This window comes from Flavobacterium sp., from assembly GCF_027531705.1.
In the GTDB taxonomy this organism is placed as follows: Bacteria; Bacteroidota; Bacteroidia; order Flavobacteriales; family Flavobacteriaceae; genus Flavobacterium.
In genome coordinates this window covers 86,148-111,282 of record NZ_JAPZSP010000020.1, presented here as the reverse complement: position 1 = coordinate 111,282, position 25,135 = coordinate 86,148, and the positions used below count along the sequence as shown (strand labels likewise).

Below are 25,135 nucleotides of genomic sequence, written 5' to 3'. Positions count from 1 at the left end.
AAAAAAAGACTAAGCTAGGCTTAGTCTTTTTTCTTTTTATCACTTCCCATCATTAAAAATATGGCACCAACTAGTCCTACTATGACTAGCGCAAAAACGCCAATCATAATGAATGAGCCATTGTCGTGAGAATAAAGAGGAATAATTAAGTTGTTCATAATTTCATCAGTTTAGTTGCTCAAATTTATTTCAATTTACTGAATTCAAATATGATAATTGTCATACTATAGAAACTTCGATTGTAAGTCTGGTGATGGTATCATACAACTTTCTTTTTCACCATACCATTTGTAACGATTTTTGGCAATAAAATCATAAAGGAAATTGGCGGATTTTCCTAAAAACCTAAAATAGTAAATGAATTTAAGCCAACTATCTAACTCTTTTGCAATTTGGAATACTGCTTCAGCTTTATAATAGTAGGCAATTCCTGGTTCGTATAATAAAATGCTATCAATCGTTTTTGTATTAACACCAATATAGTTAAGAATTTCTTTTCCCAAATCGGATTGCAAAGCTACAAATCGAAAAATATCCTTTTTATCATGCTTTATGATAAACTGAACAGAGTTGTCGCACAAATTGCAAACGCCATCAAAGAGAACTATCTTTTTATCTTTTGGTAAATCTTGCATCTTTATTATGATTAGTTGTTTAAATATTTGAATTAATATATGCTTAACTTTTAAACATTTAAACATTTAAACCCTTAAACTTTTAAACTATTTCTTTAAAGCATCTACAAATTCTAATGTCTCTATGCTTACCGTTGAAGTAAAAACACCATAATTTACAATAGCTTTATTTTTTTCAATTTTGTCAATCGTACCAATTGATCTTCCATCGGTCATTCTTACTCTGTCTCCAACTTTTAGTGTCACTTTTGGTTTTTCAGGAATTAGAGCCGCTTTTATTTTCTTTTCTTTTTTTTCTTTTCTAATTTCTTCTACAATAACTTTCACTTCTTCAACTACTTGTTTTTGAACTACTTCTTTGACTTTCTTTTCTTTAACAGAAAGTTTTCTTCGTTTTGAATTTTCAATCTCTACTATTTTAAGAAATTCACCAATTAGTGTCTTTTTATCTTTGTTATTAAAATACGTTTCAGAAATATCGTCAATCTTTTGTCCCATGTAAATTAGGCGCTGATTGGCATCGTATAATTCTTGGTACTTTTCTAATTTATCTTGAATTTTGGCATTGATGATTTCCATCTTCTTGCCTTCTTCACGTGCTTTTGTTTCTTCTTCTTTTAGATTTGTTGCCGTTTTTTCCATTTTGGAACGCTCTTTTTGAAGTGTAGCAATTGTTTTGTCAAAACGTACTTTTCCACCTTCAATCTTCTTTTTGGCACGATTGATTAAACCATAAGGAATTCCGTTTTTCTGTGCTACTTCAAACGTAAACGAGCTTCCGGCTTGACCTAAAATAAGTTTGTATTTTGGTTCTAATGATTTTTCGTCAAAAAGCATATTGGCATTCGATGCAAACGGTAATTCATTAGCTAAAATTTTCAAATTTGAATAGTGCGTTGTAATAATACCAAAAGCTTCACGATGGTAAAATTCTTCAAGAAAAGTTTCGGCCAAAGCACCACCTAATTCAGGATCAGAACCAGTACCAAACTCGTCAATCAAGAACATGGTTTTGGAGTTGCATTTCTTCAAAAAGTAGTTCATGTTTTTAAGTCGGTAACTGTATGTACTTAAATGATTTTCAATAGATTGATTATCACCAATATCTGTTAGTATTCTATCAAATAAAAAGGTTTCGCTTCGTTCATGAACAGGAATTAACATACCGCTTTGCAGCATTAATTGGAGCAATCCAACCGTTTTTAGCGAAATAGTTTTTCCACCAGCATTTGGTCCAGAAATAACTATAATTCTGTTTTGATTGGTTAATTCAATGGTTTGCGGATATGTGATTTCCTTTTTTTCTTTGTTATTTAGATACAAAATAGGATGAAAGGCATCTCTAAAAAACAAACGCTTTTCTTCAACTATTTTTGGTAATAATCCATTGATTTTATTAGCATATTTAGCTTTAGCAGCAATTACATCTACATCACTCAAAAAATCTTGGTAACTTTTTAAAAGTTCTAAATATGGACGAATATCGTTAGAAAGTTGTTTTAAAATTCGAGTGATTTCTTCACGTTCTTCATATTCAAGATTGTTTAATTCCCTTGAATATTTTAAAGTTGCTTCGGGTTCAATAAAAGCTATGCTTCCAGTTTTAGAGTTTCCTAAAATTGAACCTTTTACTTTTTTTCGATACATGGCTAAAACCGCTAGAACCCTACGATTTTCGACAAAACTTTCTTTAATTTCATCTAAATAGCCTAGCGAATTGTATTGCGATAATGCCATACCAAAACTTTGGTTGACTTTGCCACGAACCGAACTCATATCTCTACGAATGTTTACCAAATCTGGTGAAGCATTGTTTTTGATTTCACCATATTTATCTACAACTTCTTCAATTTTTTGAATGATGACTTTAGTAAATTCTATTTGAGAAGCTTTTTCGTTTAACTTAGGATAATAATCATTATATTTTTTCAGAAAAAGAAGCAAAACATTAACGGTTTCAGACAAAGTTGCCATTTTTCGGAAGCTAACAACTTCTAGAAAACTATCTTCAATAGCCAACATTTTCAAATCGGAAGTGATGGTTTCAAATCCGTGATTGGGAATTGCATTATTATTGGTAAAAGAGGAAACGTATTCGGATGTTTGTAGCAAAGCGTTCATTAATAATTCTTTATCTTTAAAAGGAATTATTTGCAATGCTTTTTGTTTTCCAATTTCGGTGTTGCAAATAGCCGAAATGGTTTCCAAAATGGTATTGAATTCTAGGTCTTGAAGTGTCTTATCTGTAATTGAAATCATTTTTATAGTAAAAGGTCAAAGTTACAAAGTTTTAAAGTATTTATATTTGTAAAAAAATATTAAAATGCAAGTCAACATTCATCCATCTTGGAAAGCTATTTTAGAGTCAGAATTTGAGAAACCTTACTTTATTGATTTAATGCAAAAAGTTGATAATGAGTATGCTAATTTTACTTGTTTTCCACCAAAAGATTTGATATTTAATGCTTTTGAGAAATGTTCATTTGATGATTTGAAAGTAGTTATTATTGGGCAAGATCCATATCATGGTGATGGTGAAGCTAATGGTTTGTGTTTTTCGGTTAATGATGGTGTAAAAATTCCGCCTTCGTTACGAAATATTTTTACTGAAATAAATACAGAATTTGATGCTATTTTTACACCAACTTCTGGAAATTTAGAACGTTGGGCTAGGCAAGGAGTTCTTATGTTAAACGCAACATTGACGGTTAGAAAAGATGTTGCCAATAGTCATAAACATCTTAATTGGCAAACCTTTACAGACGCAGTTATTGAACTGATTTCTGAGAAAAAGGAAAATGTGGTTTTTATGCTTTGGGGAAATTTTGCTCAAAAAAAAATTAAATTTATCGACCCGACCAAGAATTGTATTATTACAAATGGGCATCCTTCGCCTTTGAGTTATAATAAAAAAAAGTGGTTAAGAGAGAAAATGAATTTTACATCAGCGAATATATATTTAGAACGAGTAGGAAAACTTCCGATTGATTGGATTAATTAACACTAAATTCAACTGAATATTTTGTTATTGATTGTTCATTATGGTAGATTTCAAAAAAGGTTAAATCTTGCTTTTCTTTATAATATGTTGTAATTAACGGTGAAATCTCTAATTTATATTGTCCAGTTTGTATGAGCATAATTGCAGCTTCAAAACTATAATTTTGATTAGTTTCATTGAATATTGCTAATCCATAAGTTGGTGAATATTCATCATTGCTACTAATAACTCCGCCATTGACAAATTTTAAAAATGGTTCAAATTTTATTATTTCCCAATTTCCAGAAACATTCTTTTTAGAATATTTAATTTGAAATTTAAAATTTCCATTTGGTGAAGTTCGTCGAATATCTAATAATTCAGAATAATTATTTTCTCTAACCAAGCGTGGAATTGTTATTGAAAAATTTACAAGTTCATTAATCGAATAATTTTGTTGTTGAGCAACATTTATTGCATCAGGTAAGTTAATTTGAATTATTTTCTTGTCATACGATTCATCTTCTTCTGGTAACGAACAAGAGTTAAATAATAACAATATGATAGTAAATAAAATTGGTGATTTTTTCATATTTAAAGATTAAAAATTATAACCTAAGCATAAACCAATTCTAGGTATCAAAGTAGCAGCTTCATTTTCAGATTGATTATTATTTAGTCCAAATCCTATCTGAGCATCAAAAATTAGATTATAAAAAAAGTATTCTTTATATCCTATACTTGCTCCTAATCCAATATTTTTCTGAATATCTTTTTCAACTTTATAAAATGCTAAATTATTTTCAATATATCGATTAAGTGAATATGTTTTTAATGAATTAATTGATCCAAAAATTTCTGCATAAAAAAAATTTTTATTCTCAACAGAACTAAAAGCATACCTAACGTAAGGATTAAATTGCCAATCCAAGACTTTATTATTTATATTATCTTGTAAACGGGTTTTAATAAATTTAGTATCTCTTTTTAAAATACTTATTCCAGCAGAAAATTTATTGTTAATAATTCGTTCATAGGTTAGTCCGTAATTTCTAAAAACTAATGCACTAAAACCGTCAAATTTTATGTCGTTTTTTTTGAAAATTAAGCTGTCTTTTTGAGCAAAAAGCAAATTCGTAAATAAAACAAATATAAGTAAGCACTTTTTCATATTCAAATATATAAAATATCAATCTAAAGTCAAACTTCCTAAAATAACTTCGTGCATGAATGGTCCACCTGGATAATGTGCTGTATAATCAAGGTTTAACCAAATTTGATTGCGTTCATCTATATGATAATGAATGGTTTGTCCTTTGCTTTCTTCGACAAAAAGCTCTTTTTTGATTAGGTAATTGATAGCTTCAAAATCTTTTCTTGAACCAATTAGAATTTCGGGATAAATATGTCCGTCGGTGTGAATTAGTCTTGGAATTCCACCGATAGATTTGATACAAGCAGCCATCAAAATAGAATGATCATCGCAATCGCCTGACAGGTAACGTAAAGATTCAGAAGCAGTTGCAATGTAATCTTTTCCTTTGGGATCGCTAACATAATTCCAGCGAGAATTGATTTCTTTGAAAACGGCAAAACATTGAATAATAGTGCGATAATCTCCGTATTCTTTTAAATCATTAAATTTTTTTGTTGTCGCCATAAGCGCAAAACTTCTTACTTTTGGATTGTCATACTGAATGGCATCAATTACTTTAGATTTATTAGGAAACGGCAACAATTTAGAAATAATTATGTCTTGCGGATTTGGATCTTCCGACATCGAATAAAGCATATAACGATAGTCTTCAAAAACGCTTTTGAAACCGTAACCGCCAAAAACAGTTCCTATAAAAAGAATGATTAAATAAAGGAAAATTGAGATAAGCGTTACTCTGCGCATAGCTCGTAATGCCAACTGAATCAAAACTATAATTGTGATAAACAGTATTATTCTATCTAAATGCAAAGTCCATTCTAGATCGATGAAATTTTGATGAGCAATTAGAAAAATAGGAATGGCAAGCAAAACATTCAAAACAAAAATAATAATCATATCCCAAGGTTTTTTGACTTGGAATTTGGCAATTAGTTGCTCATAAGTAAGTTTTGCTTTTTGAATCATAAACGCATTATTGCAAAGCTAAACGGCTTTTACAATCGACGCAAATGTACCGATTTTATCAATAATTTTGAGTTCAAATAACTGATTTTGAATTTTGTTTAACATATTTTCAGTTAATGGTTTTTGTGACCATTCTGTTAAACGCAACCATTCTTGAATATCTTCTGTTTTTTGATGGTATTTTGATGCTAAAGTTTTGTCAATACTCGGAATTTCTTTGAATTCTTGAGTTGTTAGGTTAATGATTTCTAGAATTTGCGCAATTGTGTTGGGATGTTTTTTCAAAATTTCTTCACGAACTGCAATTACAAAGCAAGGCCATGGAGTAGGACAATCGGCTACTCTTCTAAAAATTCCTTTGTCAACAAGTGGTTTGGTCATAAAACGTTCCCACATGAAGTAATCGGATTCGCCTTTTGTTAGACTTTCAACGGCGCCATCAATAGTGTTTACAATTTCAAATTGCAGGTTTTCAGTTTTCCAACCTTGATTGTTAGCATTGACATATGCCATCAGTTGCGAACCTGAACCTAATCTTGAAATGGCAACTTTTTTATTTTCCAAATCAGAAAGCGTTTTAAAGTTGGAGTTTGCAGCCACATGAATTCCCCAAATCAATGGACTTTCAACATAAACTTGTACAATTTTAGAAGGATTTCCAGCATTGATATCTTTTACAATTCCTTCTGATAAAATCACAGCAATATCGGTTTCACCATCGCGAAGCATTTGACACATTTTGCCAGTGCCTTCAGGAACATCAGTCCATTGTAAATCAATTCCAACGGATTCAAATTCGCCATTTTCAATACATAAATGCCATGGAAGATTGAAATGTTCGGGAACGCCTGCTATTTTTATGTGCTTCATTTTTGTGTTTAAAAGTTTAAAAGGTATTTTGTTAATTTATGCCACATATTTTCACAGATTAAACGGATTTTGTTCTTAGTTATTTCAACTGAAAACTGCTTACTGCGACTGCTTACTAATTTGCCACCATTTCCAAATTACCCCATCTTTATCTGGATAATCTTCCATAAAATTGAATCCTACTTTTTGCAAAACATGATTGGAAGCACCATTTTCTGCATGTGTGTAAGCGTTCATCTCTTTTATGTTCATTTGGTTAAAACCATAATCAAGCCATGCTTTTGATGCTTCTGTTGCATATCCTTTGTTCCAAAATTTCTCATTTAGGCGATAGCCATAATCAAAGAAATTCGTATTTCCGTTTTCAACATGATCGTTTACAAATTTGATTCCTGTCCAACCAATTAGTTCATTAGTTTCTTTTAAAATAGTTGAAAATCGACCAATTCCTCTTTCCTGATATTGTTTTTGAACCATTTCAATATAATCGTAAACTTCTTGAATATCAATACAAGGTTTTTGCCATAAGTAATTGTGAACTTCTGGGTTTTTATCCATTTCAAATAAAGCTTCAGCATCTGATTTTTCAAATGGTCGAAGAAGTAATCTTTCGGTTTCTAGTATTAAATTCATTTCATAATTTTTTAGGAACACAGATTAAAGAAATTTAAAAAATTATTAAAATTTCTCTAATTTCTCCAATCTGTGTTCCTTTTTTATTTAATTATCAAATTGACTTACTCCGCCAATTTATCCAAAGCATATTCAATTAAAGCATCTACAGCTTTGTATGGATCTTCGCTAAAAGTTCCAGTTGCACGATTAGCAATGATTGCATTTAATGATAAACACTGATGTCCTAGCAATTTTCCTAAACCATAAATAGCTCCGGTTTCCATTTCAAGATTAGTCATTTTGATGCCTTCAAATTCAAATTTATCCATTTTACTGTTCAATTCTGGATCTTGAATATCTAATCTTAAAACTCTTCCTTGTGGTCCATAAAATCCACCTGCCGTTCCAGTAAATCCTTTATAGATTTTGTCACTTTCCAAACGTTTTTCTAGAATTTCACTTCCTTTAATTACGTAAGGACGACCTTTTTTCATATCCCAATTGGTTTGAGCAATAAAAGCGTCTTCCATAGCAGTTTCTGAAATTTCATCAATCAAATAGGAGCGAAGCATGTTGTCCAATCCTAATCCATATTGACTCATAACAAAACTATCGCAAGGAATATCAGCTTGTAAAGAACCTGAAGTTCCAATTCGAACAATGTTCAACGAAGTCAATTCCTCTTTGATTTCACGAGTTTTTAAATCGATATTTACTAAAGCATCCAATTCGTTCATAACAATGTCAATATTATCTGGACCAATTCCTGTCGACATTACCGAGATTCGTTTTCCTTTGTAAATTCCTGTTTGCGTTTTGAATTCACGTTTTTGTTGTGAAAACTCTATGCTTGAGAAATGTTTGGTAATTTTTTCTACTCTATTTTGATCACCTACAAAGATGATGTCTTTTGCAATATGCTCCGGTTTTAGGTTCAAGTGGTAAACACTTCCATCCGGATTTAATATTAATTCTGATGATTGTATCATTGTCTTTGTTTTTGTATATTGTATTGTTGTATAATGATTTTAGGAATTGTATAATACCTTTTAAGGTTAAACATCTTATTTCAGCAGAATAAAGCAATATACAATATACATCTCTACATTATACAACAAGAATCAGCCTCCAACTCGTTTTGTTTTAAATCCTTTGTCTTGTAATAATTTCATTATTCTATCACGATAATCGCCTTGAATAATGATTTCGCCGTCTTTGAATGTTCCTCCAACAGCGAGTTTGTTTTTTAATTCTTTTGCTAATAGTTTGAAATCCTCATCTTCACCTTCATAACCTGAAATAATGGTTGTGGGCTTTCCTTTTCGTTTTTCAAATTTACAAATCATTGGTTCTTTTTGAACGAATAATTCATGTTCTTTTTCTTCGACTATTTCTGGTTCGTTAGAAACTTCGTGGTCTGGAAAAAGTTTTTTTAGTTGTTCTTGTAAATCCATATTTTTTAGCACGCGGATAAAACGGATTCGCTTATGCGAAACACGAATTAAAACTGATTTTTTCTATTCTTTCTTTTATTCTCGTAAATTCTTCTTCTGAATTCAGGTTTCTTACCAAAATTTAATAGTAATCCAACTTCACAATCTGTCCCTTTTAAATAATTTAATAGCTGATTTTCAAATTCTTCAACAATATATTCAACTGCTTTCAATTCTAAAACAACTTTGTCCTCAACAATTAAATCTGCAAAATAATCTCCAACTTCGTATCCTTTATAGAAGACTTTAATTTTCTTTTGAGGAATAACATTTAATCCTTTATTTCTTAATTCAATTAGTAGAGAATTTTGATAAACTTTTTCAAGGAAACCGTATCCAAGTTCGTTATAAACTTCATAAAAAGTTTTCAAAATTACATCGGTTAAATCTTTGTGTAATAATTCCATTTGGCATATATTTTAATAATTAATTTTCAAAAATCTGTTTTAATCTGCGTTTTACGAAGTAAATCCGTTTCATCCGCGTTCTATTGTGGCGTATATTTTTTTCAATCTTTAAACAAAAAACCAAACTCCAAAACTAATTGGAATTTGGAATTTTAAAATTGGAATTTCTTCCTTTTTATTTCTTAATCAATCCTAAATCAACCAGTCTTTCATATAAATAATCACCAGCAGTGATATCTTCATATAATTTTGGGTTGTTTTCGTCGATGCATTCTGGTAAGCAATCTAACTTCATATCGCTTACAGGATGCATGAAGAAAGGAATAGAATATCTTGAAGTATTCCATAATTCTCTTGGCGGATTTACCACTTGGTGAATTGTTGATTTCAATTTGTTGTTGGTATGTCTTGACAACATATCTCCAACGTTTATCATCAATTCGTCTGGTTGTGCCATAGCATCAATCCATTCACCATCGTGATTTTGAACTTGCAATCCTTTTCCTTGCGCGCCCATTAAAAGTGTAATCAAGTTGATGTCACCATGAGCAGCAGCACGAACAGCACCATCTTTAGGTTCGTCAGTGATTGGTGGATAATGAATTGGACGTAAAATACTGTTTCCGTCTTTGATGTAATTGTCAAAATAGAATTCATCTAGCCCAATATGTATTGCCAAAGCTCTTAGCACATAAACACCTGTCTTCTCAAGCATTTTGTAAGCTTCTTTTCCAGTTGAATTAAAGTTTGCTAATTCGTTAACAGTAACATTTTCAGGATATTCGTTAGCGTATTTTGAACCTTCACTTACATACTGACCAAAGTGCCAAAACTCTTTCAAATCTCCAGCAGAACGACCTTTTGCATGTTCTTTTCCAAAAGAAATATAACCACGTTGTCCTCCAATTCCTGGAATCTCATACTTGGCTTTTGTTTCTAATGGAAGACTAAAGAAGTTGCGCACTTCTGAATACAAATCTTCTACTAATTTGTCATCTAAAAAATGACCTTTTAATGCTACGAAGCCAATATCTTCATAAGCTCTTCCGATTTCATTTACAAATTTTTGTTTACGTGCCGGATCATCCGACAGGAAATCACGTAAGTCAACACTAGGAATTTGTTGCATACTAAAACTTTTTTGTTAATAACTTTAACTGGCCAAAAACCAATCATAACTACAAATGTAACGATTTTTTCAATTTCAGCAATGAAAGTTATCAACATTTTAAAAAAAGAGCTATTTTTCAAGCAATACCATATTTTTTTTCTATTTTTGAGCGTTAAATATACATATAGCATCATAAAATGAATTTTGAAAGAAAAAATCTTACCGATACACAATTATTAGATTTATACAAAAGATTACTAAAACCAAGACTTATCGAGGAAAAAATGCTGATTCTTATCCGTCAAGGAAAAGTTTCTAAATGGTTTTCGGGTATTGGTCAAGAAGCCATTTCGGTTGGAATTACTTCTGTGTTAGGAAAAGACGAATATATTTTGCCAATGCACCGAAATTTGGGTGTTTTTACTAGTAGAGATATTCCTTTATACCGATTGTTTTCCCAATGGCAAGGAAAAGCAAGTGGATTTACCAAAGGTCGTGACAGAAGTTTCCATTTTGGTACACAAGAATATAAAATTATTGGAATGATTTCGCATTTAGGTCCACAATTAGGTGTTGCCGACGGAATTGCATTAGCCAATAAATTAAAGAAAAATGGAAAAGTAACTGCAGTTTTCACTGGTGAAGGCGCTACTTCCGAAGGTGATTTTCACGAGGCTTTGAATATTGCAGCAGTTTGGGATTTACCCGTTTTGTTTGTAATAGAAAACAACGGATACGGACTTTCAACACCAACACGTGAACAATATCGATGCGAAAATTTGGCCGACAAAGGTGTTGGTTACGGTATGGAAGCACATATTATTGATGGAAACAATATTTTAGATGTTTACAACGAAATTTCTGAAATTGTAGAATCGATGCGTACTAATCCAAGACCAGTTTTGTTAGAGTTTAAAACGTTTAGAATGCGTGGTCATGAAGAGGCGAGTGGTACCAAATATGTTCCTCAGGAATTGATGGATGCTTGGGCAGAAAAAGATCCTGTTGATAACTACAAACGTTATTTGATTAAGCAAAATATCTTATCGGAAGCGCAAGATGAAGCCATGAAAAATGAAATCAAAAAAGAAATTGATGATCATTTATTAATGTCAAATACAGAAGCTGAAATAAAAGCAACCTACGAAGAAGAATTGAACGATGTTTATAAACCGTATGATTTTGAAGAAGTTAAACCTTCTGGCGAAGTTGAAGATATTCGTTTTATAGATGCCATTTCACATAGTTTGAAACAATCTATGCAGAAACATTCCAACCTTGTGATTATGGGACAAGATATCGCCGAATACGGTGGTGCTTTCAAAATTACAGATGGTTTTGTGGCTGAATTTGGTAAAGAAAGAGTTTTAAATACACCTATTTGCGAATCAGCTGTAGTTTCTGCTGGAATGGGATTGTCTATTAACGGACACAAAGCTATTGTTGAAATGCAATTCGCTGATTTCGTTTCGACTGGATTTAATCCTATTGTGAATTTATTGGCAAAATCGCATTATCGTTGGCTTGAAAAAGCAGATGTTGTAGTCAGAATGCCTTGTGGTGGCGGAACACAAGCTGGACCATTTCACTCGCAAACTAACGAAGCTTGGTTTACCAAAACACCAGGTTTAAAAGTAGTTTATCCTGCTTTTCCATATGATGCAAAAGGTTTGTTAAATACTGCTATTAACGATCCAAATCCTGTGTTGTTTTTTGAACACAAACAATTATATAGAAGCATTCATCAAGAAGTTCCAAAAGACTATTACACTTTACCTTTAGGAAAAGCTTCTGTTTTACGAACTGGAAATCAAATTACTATAATTGCTTTTGGTGCAGCTGTGCATTGGGCAATAGAAACGTTGGATAAAAACCCTCAAATTTCGGCTGATTTAGTTGACTTGAGAACCTTGCAACCACTTGATAAAGAAACCATTTATGCTTCGGTTAAGAAAACCAACAAAGTAATTATTCTACAAGAAGATTCTATGTTTGGCGGAATTGCAAGTGATATTTCAGCTATGATTATGGAAGATTGTTTCGAATATCTTGACGGCCCAGTGAAACGTGTTGCCAGTTTAGAAACTCCAATTCCGTTTACCAAAGCGTTGGAAGATCAATATTTACCAAAATCAAGATTTGAAACAGCCTTAAACGAATTGATGGCTTATTAATTTTATCAAAAAAATATGAAAACCCATTTTAAAATACTTTTGCTTGCTGCTATAACAATAACGAGTTGTTCTAAAAAAGAAACTGCTTTTGTCGATCCGTTGGTGACTAATAGAGATACACTTGTTGATCCTTCTCAAGATTTTTTCAACTATGCTAATGGTGGTTGGTTCAAGCGAAATCCAATTCCGGCAAGTGAGCGAAGCAATGGGATTTTCAGAATGATTCAAGATACTATTAATAATCAAATCAAATCTATTTGTGAAACATCGGCTAAAGAAACCGATGCCGAAAAAGGAAGCAACAAACAAAAAATAGGCGATTTCTATGCATCTGGAATGGATACAATTGCCATTGACAAAGCTGGAATTACACCACTAAAAATGGAATTAGCCAAAATTGAAGCTATCAAAGATGTACCAAGTTTGTTACAATCTATTGGTTATTTGCACACTATTGGTTGTTCGCCTGCTTTTAATTTTTATGTTGGTCAAGATGAAAAAAATAGTGCTAAAAATGCACTTGCTTTGTACCAAGGTGGTTTAGGGTTGGGACAACGCGATTATTATTTCAATACCGATGCTGAAACGGTTGCTATTCGTGCAGAATATGTAAAACATTTGCAAAAAATGATGGAATTAGCTGGAAATACTAATGCTGCTGCAAATGCTACTACTATAATGAAATTGGAGACTGATTTAGCCAAAGCTTCTAGAAAGTTAGAAGAAATGCGTGATCCTGTTAAGAATTACAACAAAATGAGTATTTCGCAATTAAATACGGCTACTAAAAATATAAATTGGAATAAACTTTTTATCGATTTGAAAATTAAAAACGCAGATACTGTAATTGTTGGGCAACCTGAGTTTTTTACGCAATTGAATACTTGCATTACCAAATATACTATCGAAGATTGGAAAACGTATCTCAAATGGGATTTGATTAACACCTATGCTTCTTATTTGAGTAAAGATTTTGAAAACCAAAATTTCAAGTTTTTCTCAACGGTTTTGAGTGGAGTAAAAGAGCAAAAACCAAGATGGAAAAGAGTAGTAGGGCAAACCGATAATTCTTTAGGTGAATTAATTGGGCAAGTTTACGTAACTGATTATTTGCCAAAAGGTTCTAAAGAAAAACTGCTAGAAATAGGAAACAATATTCGTGATGTGTACGCCGAAAGAATCAAAAAGTTAGATTGGATGAGTGCTGTTACCAAAGAAAAAGCGTTGACCAAATTGAGCAAAGTAGTAATGAAAGTAGGTTATCCAGACAAATGGAAAGACATGAGCAGTGTTTCTATTGACAGAAAATCGTATTGTGCCAATGTAATGGCTGTTAATAAATGGGGTTATGATTATAATGTTTCTAAATTTGGAAAACCGGTTGATAGAAACGAATGGGGCATGTATCCACAAACGTATAATGCTTATTACAACCCAAGTAACAACGAAATTTGCGTGCCAGCTTGTAACATTTTAGTACCAGGATTTGAAGGAAGAATGCCCGATGATGCGGTTTTATATGGAATTATTGGCGGTTCAACTTTTGGACACGAAATCACACACGGATTTGACGACCAAGGAAGCCAGTTTGACGAAAAAGGAAACTTGAATAATTGGTGGACACCAGAAGATTTAGCCAAGTTCAAAGCCAAAACCAAGTTGATTGTTGACCAATACAGCAAGTTCAAAGTTGGTGTCAAAAACGTAAATGGCGATGCTACACAAGGCGAAAATATTGCCGATTTGGGTGGTGTTGTAATGGGTTACGAAGCTTTTAAGAAAACCAAACAATACAAAACCAACGAAAAAATTAGCGGACTAAACCCAGACCAAAGATACTTTTTGGCATACGGATATGCTTGGATGGTTAATACCAACAAAGAAGCACTAGCACAACAAGTAATGACCGATGTACACTCGCCAGCACAGTTTAGAATTAACGGTCCATTAGCCAATATCCCAGAATTTTATAAGGCTTTTAATATCAAAAAAGGAAGCTCAATGTATCAAGATGAGAAGTTGAAGGTGGTGATTTGGTAGGGATGTTTTTTAATTTGTATAGATACATGCACTAGTTGTAAGTAATTATTGATTGTAAGGGCGGATTTGCTAACAAAAAATAAATTAAAAAATTACTAGTATGCTTGAAGAAATTCAAAAAATAAATGATGCTAAAAGAAACATGGCTTTGGATTATATGAAAGCTATATTGACTATCAATATGATTTTTGCTCATACAATTCAATTATTATCATTTTTTTGGGATAGCTCTGCTCCAAAATTGATAAGTCGCTCTCTCGGATTTTTATCTTTATTTGTTAATATCACAACATTTTCGTCATTTCTTTTTTGCTTTGGATATGTGTTTTATGTTGCGTATTTTAAAAATTTTAAAAATTCAAAACAGAAGTTATTTAGGAATGGAATAAATACTTTAATTGCATATTACATAAGTGCATTTGGCATTTTTATTATAGATAATGAAGTAATTGGGTTTGGGAATATATATAACATTTTAGTATTAAATAATATCATTGGTTATTCAGAATTTTTACTTGCATTTTCATTTATTTCTTTTTTAACAATATTTATTGGGGACTACATTCTAAAAATAACATCAAATTATAGAATTTTACTTATTTATTCTGTTATTTTGATTGTATCTTCATCATTTATTCCATATTCTATAATTCCACCACAATTAGGAATTTTTATAGGTAGTAGCAAATTTGCCTCTTTCCCAATTCTATTATATTTTCCTTATTTTCTTCTAGGTGTATATATCTCAAAAAATAACATTGTTTTTAATAAATACATTTTAATCGGTACCGCAGCATTATCTTCTTCAAGTATTTTATACATAACGATTTGGGGTATGCCAAGTAGATTTCCTCCTTCTATATTTTGGTTAACTTTATCCTTTTTATACACATACTGCCTGTATTTATTATGTTCGCAAATTGGCAAAATTAATTTTGGTGTGTTTTTTAAAAGAATTGGACAAAATAGTTTGTTATATTTACTAATAAGTAATTTGGTTTTGAGATATTTTATGCACCATAATCCATTTAATGTGGGTTGGTGGGGAATATTCATTGTAACAGGAATAATATTCATTGTTGCAAATCAGATAATTACGATAGTAAGGAAATGATAGGAAATGAAATCTACGGCTCACATGGATTTGAAGAAAGTGGGGCTTTTCTACTAAATCAAGCAAAAAAATTAATGAATTTTTCTTCAAAAAGAAGACGTAACCTTGATTTCAATTTGGATAAAATCATTTATAGTTTTTTTATTGTTTAGATTTATAGCAATATATGGTATTTGAAAAAATATAATCGGATTAGAAAATAATTTATCAATCAATGGTTTAGAAAGTAATACTATTTTTCATAGTTAGGTGTTTTTATGAAAGTATTAATGTCACTCAAAGCAATAACTTTATTTGGTCTTTGGATTGAAAGTGAGTTGGTGTTGTTAAATTGGTAATAATTGATGTTGTCAGTGATTCATATAGTCACTAAACATTCAAAAAAAATGGAGCTCAAACGAACTCCATTTTTATTCTTAAAAAACAATTTTCTTTATAACTGTTTGCCCATTTTGCAATTCTATTTTGACTAAAAGAGCTTGATGGTGCGCTGTTATGGTTGAGATTTGCAATTCGTTTTTATCCACTTTTTCATAGAAATATAAACTTCTGCCAAGTAAATCGTATATAAATACTTTACTCAATTTCTCAGTCAACGATTTAATTTCTATTTGACTGTTGGCAGTTGCAATAGTAACCAAATTGTTTTCTAAAGTTGGAGTGGTAGTTGCTAAAGTGTTTTGATAAGCTATTTCAAAACGACTAGCAAAATTTCCAATTTCAGAACTAAAGGTATAAGGAGCATTTGAAAGATTGTGAACAACTTGTAGCATATTATCTCTTAAGTAAACTTCTTGATTAGTCGTTTCAAACAAACCATCAACATGATCAATTGCGATTGAATAATTTCCAGCAGCGTCAGTTTTGAAATTTAATGGAACTACATCATTTACATCAAAAGGCAACGCTTTTAACTGAATTGAATATTCTTCATTTGCAACTAAACTAGTCAAACCGATCGGAGCATCATTCATAGAAATCGCATCATATGAATCATCAAAACCATAGGTGGCACCAGTCATATAACCAGCAAGCATTTGTACAAACAATCCAGAATCATTGGTCAAATTCAACCAGATTCTATTTTTTTCAGTATCAGAATTTGTTCTGAAAAATTGATTATCATTATTGGTTGTTCTCAAAGCATTTGTAAATGTTACTTTTGGAGTTGCAACATTTTTAGCTCTTACAAAAAATCCTTGTCCGACTTGAATTATTCCATTTGGAATTGGGCTTGTCGGTGAAGTTGTGGTAGCGCCACCTTGCGTATAAGAAGCATAAGCTGTACCCGAAGCATTATTAATTTTTCTCCAAAAATAGATTGCACCAGAAATTGTTGAAGTATTATTAGAAATTAAATTTTCAGCACTTATAGTTGATGGATACGGATTACCAATCATATTGTAATTTTGACTAGCACTAACATAAGATAAGTTTATATCAATAGTTCCATTATTCAAATTTCCTGCAAATTCACCGTTCCAAATAGTTGGTGTTGTTGGATGATTATCAGGCATTCTGATTAGATAACCTTTACCTAAATTAAATGTTTGTGTTAACGGATTGGCTACTAATTCGTAAAAATTAGTCGACGTATTATAATTGTAAAAACGATTTGTCAATGTATTAGGAGAAAAGCTTTTTAGGGTTTGCGTTCCTGTAACAGGTGATGACCAAATTGTATAGTCTAAACGCATCAACGGATTTGAATTTCTTTTTACGATTGCATTTGCAACATTAACAACGTTTTGATTTTGAATTAAATTCGCATTGTTTTCAATTGTTAAATTTGCCGCTGGAGCAACATTAATTATTCCATCTACCGTTAAATTAGAATTTGATTGTAAGACAACTTGAGATGTTCCAATAATATCAAGCGAGCAAACATCTAAATCACCACTTAAAGTTAGATCACCATTGATTGTTGCAGCAACATTGTTTACAGGTCTTCCATTTGTCCATGATGTTCCATTCCAAGTTGTTGTAATTTGCCCACAGGTTATTGGCGTATTTGGAACTGAACATATGTTTAAACTCCAAGCAGTTAATGAACCACCGTCACCTGCAGCAGTATCAAAAACTCTTAACGTCCAAACACCTTGAGATGATTGCCCGTTTAAAGCAGATAGTGGCTGAGAAGGTAAAATAGTGCCTACTATTGCTGGATTTGTTCCACAAGCTAATACTGTTCCTGAATCGTCAAAAGTTGTATTTAAATTATCATTATTTGAACATTGACCTGCAACTAATTGTACTTGAGTTCCAGAAGGGCTTATTAACGTTAAAGTAATGTCTTCGGCCCAACTATGAGTTATTTGTGCTGTAACATTAATATCAGAAATAGTAACATTGCTTCCTGCAGGGATTGTAAGTGTAGAGTTAACAGTGGGTGTGCCTGAAGCAGAAATTGCTAATGGAACATTAGTTGAGCTTGTATTCAAACAAGTTTGTTGACCAGTAGTAAATCTAAATGGAGCACTAAAGCTACCGAAACAGCCAGAATTTCTTGGTTGCACTCTCCAAAAATAATTGGTTAATTGATTTAACCCAGAAAGGTTAAATGAATTAGTTGCAACAGTTTGATTGTTTATAATAGTTGTAAAATCTTCATCAGTTGCAACTTGGACAATATAAGAACTTGCAGAGGCATCTGCTCCCCAATTGAGAATTACATTTGTAGCTTGAGCATAAGCTAAATTTGCTGGAGATGTTAATGCCATTGTAGCAAAAGTTGAATTTAATATGTTTAAATACAATTTTACAATTTTTGTAGTAGCACCTGAAGTTCCGGTAACAGTCATTTCATAAAGACCTGTTAGAGATGAAGCAGTATTGCTTATTGTTAAGCCAACTGTACTTGTTGCATTTGTAGATGATGGCAAAAATGTAGCTATTGTTCCGGCAGGATTACCAGATATGCTAAAGGTTGTTGTTCCAGAAAAGCCTGCAAGAGTTGAATAGTTCAAATCATAAGAAGCATCTGTACCTTGGCAAACTTCTTTATTTTGGCCGTTTTCTATTCCTGAAAAAGCTAAAGCAAAATCAGACGTTGGAGCAGTAATACTGAAATTAGCATTTGAAACATCGTAAAAAAGATGTTTGTTCCCGCTTATCATTATTCTGTTTGTTGTACCAATGGCATTTGGAATTGTTACTGTTTCGGAGCCATCATTAGGAACATTGCTTGCTAAAAGTGTTGGAAAACTTGTTCCTCCATTTGTAGAAAGATAAATATCAACATTTGAACAATTAACTCCGTTAGCAGTAGTTCCTGCAACATCCCAAGTTATTGTTTGATTTGAGCCTGCAACATAAGAAACCGCTGTGTTTGGGCTTAAGACCAAAAATGGTCCTACATTCGCAACTGTTACTACCATATTATCTCTACCAGTTTGTCCACCATTTGGGGTTCTGTTATCTCTTACAGTTAAAGAAAAGTTCATTGTTCTTGCCACAGTTGGAACAACTTCCCAAGTAGGAGCTAGGTTGCCGGCAATTACGCTCGATAATGTTGGCATATAACGATTAGGCGAAATACTTGGAATATTGGATCTAAAATTTGGACCAACGGTAGCTGTTTGTGTCGGTGGTTGTGTTGAAACTTCTGTATTTGTTTGTTCCCAGCAATAAGTAAGTGCATCGTTATTAGCATCGGTTGCATTACCTTTTAATACAAAGGCAGTTCCTTTCGGAATGGTATAATCAATACCTGCATTTACAATTGGGGCACTATTTCCATTTGGAATTGTAACTGCACAACTACCTCCTGAACCAGCAATAAAGTTCATCATTTCAGAAATACTTACTCCATGAAAATGATCATCAGAATTACTCTGAACATTTGGAGCACAAATTCCTGCATAACCCATTATTGTGCTGGCACTTCCTGGTTCAACAGCTGTTCCACTATTTCTATTACAACCATTGTTTTGAGTATGATTTGCACCCCATTGGTGTCCCATTTCGTGTGCTACATAATCAATATCAAATGGATCACCAACAGGAGAGCCTTGACCTGTTATTCCTCTTGCCTTACTTCCTGAGCATGGTGAAAAAAGTTGTGCCAATCCGCCACCGCCAGTACTTACTGTATGTCCAATATCATAATTTGCTGAACCGATATTGGTATCAATTACTGTTTGACTTTGATTGATTAATGTTCCAGAATTGGCATTATCAAAAGTATCTGCATCAATAAAAATAACTAAATCATTATTGGCAACCAGACTCATACGCAACGACATATCTTTTTCAAAAACACCATTTACTCGAACCATAGTAACAACCATAGCTGCTAAAACAGCTGCTTTTTTTTGTGCTAATGTTCCTGCATTCAAACCTGCAGCATTAACGTGAAAGGCAGCGTATTCAATTGTACATGCCATAGCAAGTCGATATGTTCTGAAATTACCATCACTCGCTCTAGCAGAAATCGGAGAAGCATTTGTGTCCATGACTCTTTTCACTGACTCGTCATTACCGACCTCACAAGTAAAATTTCTAGTATTTACTACATCTTTCTTTTCATAAAGAATGTAATTGTTTAAGTCTTTTGTATAAGTATCGATGTAATAAGTTCCTTCATTAGAAAAAACCATTGCATGCAGTCCAAATAATGTTGTACTAAAACGAATTGATTCTGAAGGTTTATTAATATTTATCCCAGAAAATGATTGAATTTCAGGATGTTTTAAAGCTAATCCATCTTCCATAACAGGAGCATTGTAGATTCTATATTGTTCCATTTCACCATTAGTATTAGGAAAAGCAACAATTTTATTTGAATATTGTCCTGAAATATCTAAAGGTACATTTTGTAGTTGACTTTTAAACTTAACAAAATTTAAAGTATATAAATCATATTTACTTGGAATTGAACTTCGGTCCATTTTGCCAAGAGCGCTAATAAGATTTTCATTGGTTTTATTCCAAAGTTCTTGACCAATACTGAAAGTTGCTGAGAAAATAAAAACTAGTAGGAGTAATTTTCTTTTCATAATTTGAGGAATGAAATTAATTAATTTTCAAATATATAATTTTTTTTGAGTTATTGCTAAATAATTGATTTTATCTAGTTTATGCATTACTATTAAATTAAAATTTAGTTATAACATTAAACCTTTTTATACTTTTTTAGTCCAAAAAAGTAACTCATTATTTATTTTGAATATTATGACTAAAAATTACAAAATCAGTTATTTAGTTGCTATTTGCTTCTTTTTTATAAATTTTTTATCCTTTGCTCAAACAAATTATAATTTGATGTCAAATTGGGCTTTTCATCCTAATAAAACAGGAACTTTACTAGATGGTTTTAATATAGATATTGCTGTTATTGATAAAAATCTCAACACAACGACAGTTATTCAAAACACTAATAATTCAATGATTAACACAGGTGTTGATGTTTTTTTTGTACATCCAACTGTATTAGAAAATATGGGAAGTTTTACTGAAATTGAAACAATTCCAATTGCCAATCAAAATACTTTTATGGTTGCAGCAAGTATTCGTGGTCAAGCAGGTTTGTTGTCTAAATACGGGAGAATGTTTGCACCACGTTATAGACAAGCAACACCACCAACCTTTATAAATAATAATTCAGATGCAACACAAGCTGCTACTTTAGGTATTGCTTATAGCGATATAAAAGCAGCATTTCTAAATTATTTAGAAAATCATAATAATGGGAATAAAATTATTATTGCGAGTCATTCTCAAGGTGCCTATTTGGCAGGTTTTTTATTAAAAGATGTCTTTGATTCCAATCCAGATTTGCAACAAAAACTTGTTGTGGCAGTAATTGCTGGAATAGTAAGTAATTACGCAAATCCAGATTTGAATACCGGTGGTTGGTGGCAAAATATCCCTTTTTGTACCCAACAGAATGAATGCGGTTGTGTTATGTCTTGGCGATGTTATAAAGAAGGTCAAATTCCTCCAGCTCCAATAAATTCGCATCCGTGTCTGAATCCAATTGTAGTTTCAAATGGTTGGGCAAATAGTCAAATAGATTTGTCAGAGAATTGGACAATGCAAGATTCTTTATATTACACTGATGAATCAAGTTCGCTAGAAAACTTTATTATTTTGAGAAATAACGCAACATATGGCGGAAATGCAGGTTATGTTGCCTTTGATAATTTATATCAAATAAGACATTACCGAGCAAGTTTAAATCAAGTTGGTTTTTTAGTACAGCATACCCCTGAAATAAGCGATTTGCGACCAAATTACTTATTGGATGAAGAATCTAATCCAACCTTTTCAACACTTGGTTATCATCAAAAAGATTATAATATTTATACTTGGGCTTTATTAGAACAAATAGATATGAAGTTGAATAATTGCAATACTGAATTGAGTACAGCAATTGTAGATTCTAATTTTTCAATAGAAATTTATCCAAATCCAGCTAGTGATTGTGTTTATATAAAAAATTTTAAAATCAATGAACAAATATCTGTCATTGACATAATGGGAAAAGTTGTTTTTTCTGGATATTTGAATGAAAAAGGTGGAATTTCTATTGAACTTTTAAAAGAAGGATTTTATTTAATTAGAACTAATTCAGGTATTGGAAAATTAGTAATTAGTAATTAGTAAATAGAAAATTATTATTATTTGTTATAATATGGCTTGTAAATAAAAAATATAGTAAAAAAAGTAGTGGAAAAATTACAACTGATGTTAAAATTGAATTCATTTATTAGAATGATAACAAGAAGAAATAAATTCTGCAAGTTGATTATCTAAATCTGTTATTTGATTTTTATCATGTGAAAATATAATAAACTTCACTTTTGAAAATTGAAAAACGTTATAATCAGGATGATGATTAATTTTATCTGCGTATTGAGCAATATTCAATAGAAATTCTACCAATTTAGTTTGTGTTGCAAACTCAAATTGATTTACCAGTTTTTCATCAACAATTTTCCATTCCATTTTAAGTTGATTAAAGTATTTTCTTTACCAGCCAATAAACTACTATAAAAACGATAACAGTACCAAAACAACCAAATTTTGTTTTCTTAGCGGCAAAAAAAGCAGCGATGAATGCGATTAAATTTTTCATATGATTTTTATTTAGTGATTATGCTATCAATTTTCTCAGCTAATTGATAATCTAAATCTGTAATATCCTCTTCATCGTGCGTAAATAACGAAATCTCTAATTGAAATGCTTTATGAATTTTACAATCGGGATGATGGTTCATTTCATCAGCAAGATGAGCAACTTTCAAAAGGAATTCAACCAACTCAGTTTGCGATTTAAACTTTAAATTAGTTACTAATTTTCCGTTTACGGTTTCCCAATTAATATTTTCCATTTAGTAATTCACCACCAATGGCAGATTTTGCTTCGATTCCTATTTTTTTCATCATTTCATATGTTGTACAAACTGCTGCTGAAGTTACAGGAATGCCACATTCTGCCTGAATTAAATCAATAGCTTCTAACGATGGCATTTGTACACAAGCTGAAGCGACTAAAACATCAATATCCGTCAGATCCAATTGCTTATAAATTTCCAATAAATTCATCGGATTTTGAGCCGCAACTTCCAAATTATCAGGAATTTCCAAAGCAATACTTTCTTTTACTTTGATGCCCTGATGTTCTATATAATCTACAACCATGTCAGTCAATGGTCTCATATAAGGTGTAATTATCGAAATTTGTTTCGCACCTAAAACCTTCAATCCATTAATTAATGCACCGGCAGAAGTTACAATTGGAGTAGGAAAGTCGTTTGCCACAGTTTCCTGATGTAAATTCACTTCCGAAACGCAATGATAACCTCTTCCCATGCTCATAATTGCTACTAAACAAGCATAACCCATAACGTCAACATGAGCGTCAGAAAGTTCTTGAGCACATTTCAAACTCATGGCATCCATAGCTTCGAGTTCTTCTTTGGTTACTTTTTTCATTCTCATTCTACTGCTGTGAAACGTAAAACGCTCTGGCAAAATGGTTTCGCGTGAACGAAAGATTGCTGGTATTTCGGTTTCCATCGTTACGTTTGATGATGGAACTATTTGGCCTATTCTGTATTTTTTCATTTGTTTTATTTTTGAACACAGATTTAAGAAATTTTTAAAATTATTAGAATTTCTTAAATCTATTTTTTAGAATATATTATGAGTTAAATTAAGAAATGGAGTAGTAACAACTCTTTTTTCAATTGGAAATAATCCAAAATCTTTTAATATAAAATCAGTATATTTTATTTTCTTTTTATTTTTTGATACAATAACGGTAAAATTATAAAAATTTGAAGGTATTGCATATTTTCCAAATTTTTCGGGATAATTACTACCTTTGAAATGTATTATTTTATAAATTTCATCAAAATAAATTTCAGTTTTGAAGTTCTTTTTTGTTTGAATTATTTTCTTTTCTGAATAATCAATTTCTAATATTGTGTCTTTATCATGATAATAATAATCAAGATGAAGAATGATTTGTAAAATAAATGGCATTGAAAGAAATATTAATGCAAATATTAAAATTCCTGTGTCTTGAAAAAGATAAATAGTTAAAATTGTGTAACATAAAAAAGTTAAATAAATCCATTTTGAATTTTTTATTGGTTCATAAAATGAATTCTTATTTATTTTATATGAAACTTTCATTAAATTAAATCTCTCTAACTGTATTCACAATCGTTCCAATACCTTCGACAGTTGCTTCTAAAACATCGCCATCGTACAACCATTCTTGTGGATTTCTTCCTGCGCCAACTCCAGATGGAGTTCCTGTTGCGATAATATCACCTGGTTCTAAAGTGAAAACGATACTTAAATCTTCAATCAAATCATTGATATTGAATAATAAGAATTTGGTATTTGAATTTTGTTTTTCAACATCATTCACTTTTAAGGATAAATTCAAGTTATGTGGATTTTCGATTTCATCTTTAGTTACCAAAATTGGTCCCATAGGTGCAAAAGTGTCTTGACCTTTTGATACAATCCATTGTCCTTCACGACGGCAATCACGAGCAGAAATATCGTTGATTACTGTATAACCAAAAACATAGTCCATTGCATCGGCTTTAGGAACGTACTTTCCTTTTTTACCAATAACAACTGCCAATTCAACTTCCCAATCCAATTGTTCGGTTAGTTTAGTGTTTTTTATAATTTCAGTATTTGTTGCCGTTACTGTTGTTGGTGGTTTTGAAAATATGATTGGTTTTTGAGGTAATTTGCCTGTTGTGTCTAGTGTTCTAGCGCTTTCGGCAACGTGCTCTGTATAATTTAAACCAATTCCGATAATGTTTTTTCTAGGTTTTTCTATTGGTGCTAAGAAAGTAACTTCATCTAATTCATATGCGATTTCTTCAAAGAAATTTTCTGGTGTTTCAGCAACTAATTCGGTGATTTCTGCAATAATCTCAAATCCCATATCAATAAGTTCCAACATATCATTTGGCAAAGGGAAATTGGAAATATCTCCAAAATCCTCCATGTCAATTATTTGATTGTTGTGTAAAAAACCTAATCTTGGTTCTGTATTTTCTGTTTTGTAGGTAAGTAGCTTCATATTTATATGTTTTTGTTG

General features: G+C 31.6%; 23 protein-coding genes. 5 read left to right on the top strand and 18 right to left on the bottom strand.

The window, feature by feature from the left end:
• Positions 1–20: 20 nt before the first annotated feature.
• From O9267_RS08365 to O9267_RS08355, 3 genes are all read right to left on the bottom strand, one after another.
• Positions 21–158, bottom strand: a complete 138-nt coding sequence (locus tag O9267_RS08365) for a hypothetical protein (RefSeq protein WP_298178089.1) — start codon at positions 156–158, stop codon at positions 21–23.
• 66 nt (positions 159–224) lie between these two features.
• A complete protein-coding gene (locus tag O9267_RS08360) occupies positions 225–635 on the bottom strand; it encodes a DCC1-like thiol-disulfide oxidoreductase family protein (RefSeq protein ID WP_298178088.1) in 411 nt (136 codons plus the stop codon).
• An 87-nt stretch (positions 636–722) separates the two neighbouring features.
• Positions 723–2,894: a DNA mismatch repair protein MutS gene (locus tag O9267_RS08355; protein ID WP_298178086.1), complete on the bottom strand. Its 2,172-nt coding sequence runs from the start codon at positions 2,892–2,894 to the stop codon at positions 723–725.
• Positions 2,895–2,958: 64 nt separating this feature from the next.
• Between O9267_RS08355 and O9267_RS08350 the strand changes: the two genes are divergently transcribed.
• On the top strand, positions 2,959–3,636 hold the full coding sequence (locus O9267_RS08350; RefSeq protein WP_298178084.1) for a uracil-DNA glycosylase: 678 nt from the start codon (positions 2,959–2,961) through the stop codon (positions 3,634–3,636).
• Here O9267_RS08350 and O9267_RS08345 read toward each other — a convergent pair.
• From O9267_RS08345 to O9267_RS08305, 9 genes are all read right to left on the bottom strand, one after another.
• Complete coding sequence (locus tag O9267_RS08345) at positions 3,629–4,207, bottom strand: hypothetical protein (protein WP_298178082.1); 579 nt, start codon at positions 4,205–4,207, stop codon at positions 3,629–3,631. The two genes, O9267_RS08350 and O9267_RS08345, sit on opposite strands and share 8 nt — an antisense overlap.
• A gap of 9 nt (positions 4,208–4,216) precedes the next feature.
• On the bottom strand, positions 4,217–4,747 hold the full coding sequence (locus O9267_RS08340; protein ID WP_298178080.1) for a hypothetical protein: 531 nt from the start codon (positions 4,745–4,747) through the stop codon (positions 4,217–4,219).
• A gap of 57 nt (positions 4,748–4,804) precedes the next feature.
• Positions 4,805–5,737, bottom strand: a complete 933-nt coding sequence (locus O9267_RS08335) for a transglutaminase (RefSeq protein ID WP_298178078.1) — start codon at positions 5,735–5,737, stop codon at positions 4,805–4,807.
• A gap of 18 nt (positions 5,738–5,755) precedes the next feature.
• Positions 5,756–6,607, bottom strand: coding sequence for a substrate-binding domain-containing protein (locus O9267_RS08330; RefSeq protein ID WP_298178076.1), 852 nt, complete (start codon positions 6,605–6,607; stop codon positions 5,756–5,758).
• A 99-nt stretch (positions 6,608–6,706) separates the two neighbouring features.
• A complete protein-coding gene (locus O9267_RS08325) occupies positions 6,707–7,240 on the bottom strand; it encodes a GNAT family N-acetyltransferase (RefSeq protein WP_298178074.1) in 534 nt (177 codons plus the stop codon).
• Between the two features lie 104 nt (positions 7,241–7,344).
• Positions 7,345–8,211, bottom strand: a complete 867-nt coding sequence (locus O9267_RS08320) for a nucleoside phosphorylase (protein ID WP_298178072.1) — start codon at positions 8,209–8,211, stop codon at positions 7,345–7,347.
• A gap of 132 nt (positions 8,212–8,343) precedes the next feature.
• Complete coding sequence (locus O9267_RS08315) at positions 8,344–8,676, bottom strand: translation initiation factor (protein WP_298178069.1); 333 nt, start codon at positions 8,674–8,676, stop codon at positions 8,344–8,346.
• A 47-nt stretch (positions 8,677–8,723) separates the two neighbouring features.
• On the bottom strand, positions 8,724–9,122 hold the full coding sequence (locus O9267_RS08310; protein ID WP_298178066.1) for a GxxExxY protein: 399 nt from the start codon (positions 9,120–9,122) through the stop codon (positions 8,724–8,726).
• 175 nt (positions 9,123–9,297) lie between these two features.
• Positions 9,298–10,251: a 2-oxoglutarate and iron-dependent oxygenase domain-containing protein gene (locus O9267_RS08305; RefSeq protein ID WP_298178064.1), complete on the bottom strand. Its 954-nt coding sequence runs from the start codon at positions 10,249–10,251 to the stop codon at positions 9,298–9,300.
• 179 nt (positions 10,252–10,430) lie between these two features.
• On the opposite strand from O9267_RS08305, the gene O9267_RS08300 reads away from it, so the two are divergent.
• The 3 genes from O9267_RS08300 to O9267_RS08290 all read left to right on the top strand — a co-directional run bounded on the left by O9267_RS08300 (position 10,431) and on the right by O9267_RS08290 (position 15,561).
• On the top strand, positions 10,431–12,407 hold the full coding sequence (locus O9267_RS08300; protein WP_298178063.1) for a dehydrogenase E1 component subunit alpha/beta: 1,977 nt from the start codon (positions 10,431–10,433) through the stop codon (positions 12,405–12,407).
• A gap of 15 nt (positions 12,408–12,422) precedes the next feature.
• A complete protein-coding gene (locus O9267_RS08295; RefSeq protein WP_298178061.1) occupies positions 12,423–14,447 on the top strand; it encodes a M13 family metallopeptidase in 2,025 nt (674 codons plus the stop codon).
• Between the two features lie 100 nt (positions 14,448–14,547).
• Entirely contained in the window at positions 14,548–15,561 is a 1,014-nt protein-coding gene (locus O9267_RS08290) for a hypothetical protein (RefSeq protein WP_298178059.1), read from the top strand.
• 416 nt (positions 15,562–15,977) lie between these two features.
• Here the strand turns inward: O9267_RS08290 and O9267_RS08285 are convergent, their stop codons facing one another.
• A complete protein-coding gene (locus O9267_RS08285) occupies positions 15,978–20,558 on the bottom strand; it encodes a reprolysin-like metallopeptidase (RefSeq protein ID WP_298178057.1) in 4,581 nt (1,526 codons plus the stop codon).
• A 265-nt stretch (positions 20,559–20,823) separates the two neighbouring features.
• Here O9267_RS08285 and O9267_RS08280 point away from each other — a divergent pair, with 265 nt between their 5' ends.
• Positions 20,824–22,164: a DUF3089 domain-containing protein gene (locus tag O9267_RS08280; protein WP_298178055.1), complete on the top strand. Its 1,341-nt coding sequence runs from the start codon at positions 20,824–20,826 to the stop codon at positions 22,162–22,164.
• A 99-nt stretch (positions 22,165–22,263) separates the two neighbouring features.
• Here O9267_RS08280 and O9267_RS08275 read toward each other — a convergent pair whose 3' ends face one another.
• From O9267_RS08275 to O9267_RS08255, 5 genes are all read right to left on the bottom strand, one after another.
• Positions 22,264–22,509 carry a 4a-hydroxytetrahydrobiopterin dehydratase gene (locus O9267_RS08275; protein ID WP_298178053.1) on the bottom strand — a complete coding sequence of 82 codons (246 nt, stop codon included), beginning with the start codon at positions 22,507–22,509 and terminating at the stop codon, positions 22,264–22,266.
• A gap of 137 nt (positions 22,510–22,646) precedes the next feature.
• Complete coding sequence (locus tag O9267_RS08270; protein ID WP_298178051.1) at positions 22,647–22,895, bottom strand: 4a-hydroxytetrahydrobiopterin dehydratase; 249 nt, start codon at positions 22,893–22,895, stop codon at positions 22,647–22,649.
• The gene (locus tag O9267_RS08265) at positions 22,882–23,631 is read right to left on the bottom strand and encodes an Asp/Glu racemase (protein ID WP_298178049.1); all 750 of its coding nucleotides are present in this window, start codon (positions 23,629–23,631) and stop codon (positions 22,882–22,884) included. The genes O9267_RS08270 and O9267_RS08265 overlap by 14 nt, the downstream gene beginning before the upstream one ends.
• A gap of 66 nt (positions 23,632–23,697) precedes the next feature.
• Complete coding sequence (locus O9267_RS08260; RefSeq protein WP_298178047.1) at positions 23,698–24,051, bottom strand: hypothetical protein; 354 nt, start codon at positions 24,049–24,051, stop codon at positions 23,698–23,700.
• 157 nt (positions 24,052–24,208) lie between these two features.
• Complete coding sequence (locus O9267_RS08255; RefSeq protein WP_298178044.1) at positions 24,209–25,117, bottom strand: fumarylacetoacetate hydrolase family protein; 909 nt, start codon at positions 25,115–25,117, stop codon at positions 24,209–24,211.
• Between the last annotated feature and the right edge of the window lie 18 nt (positions 25,118–25,135).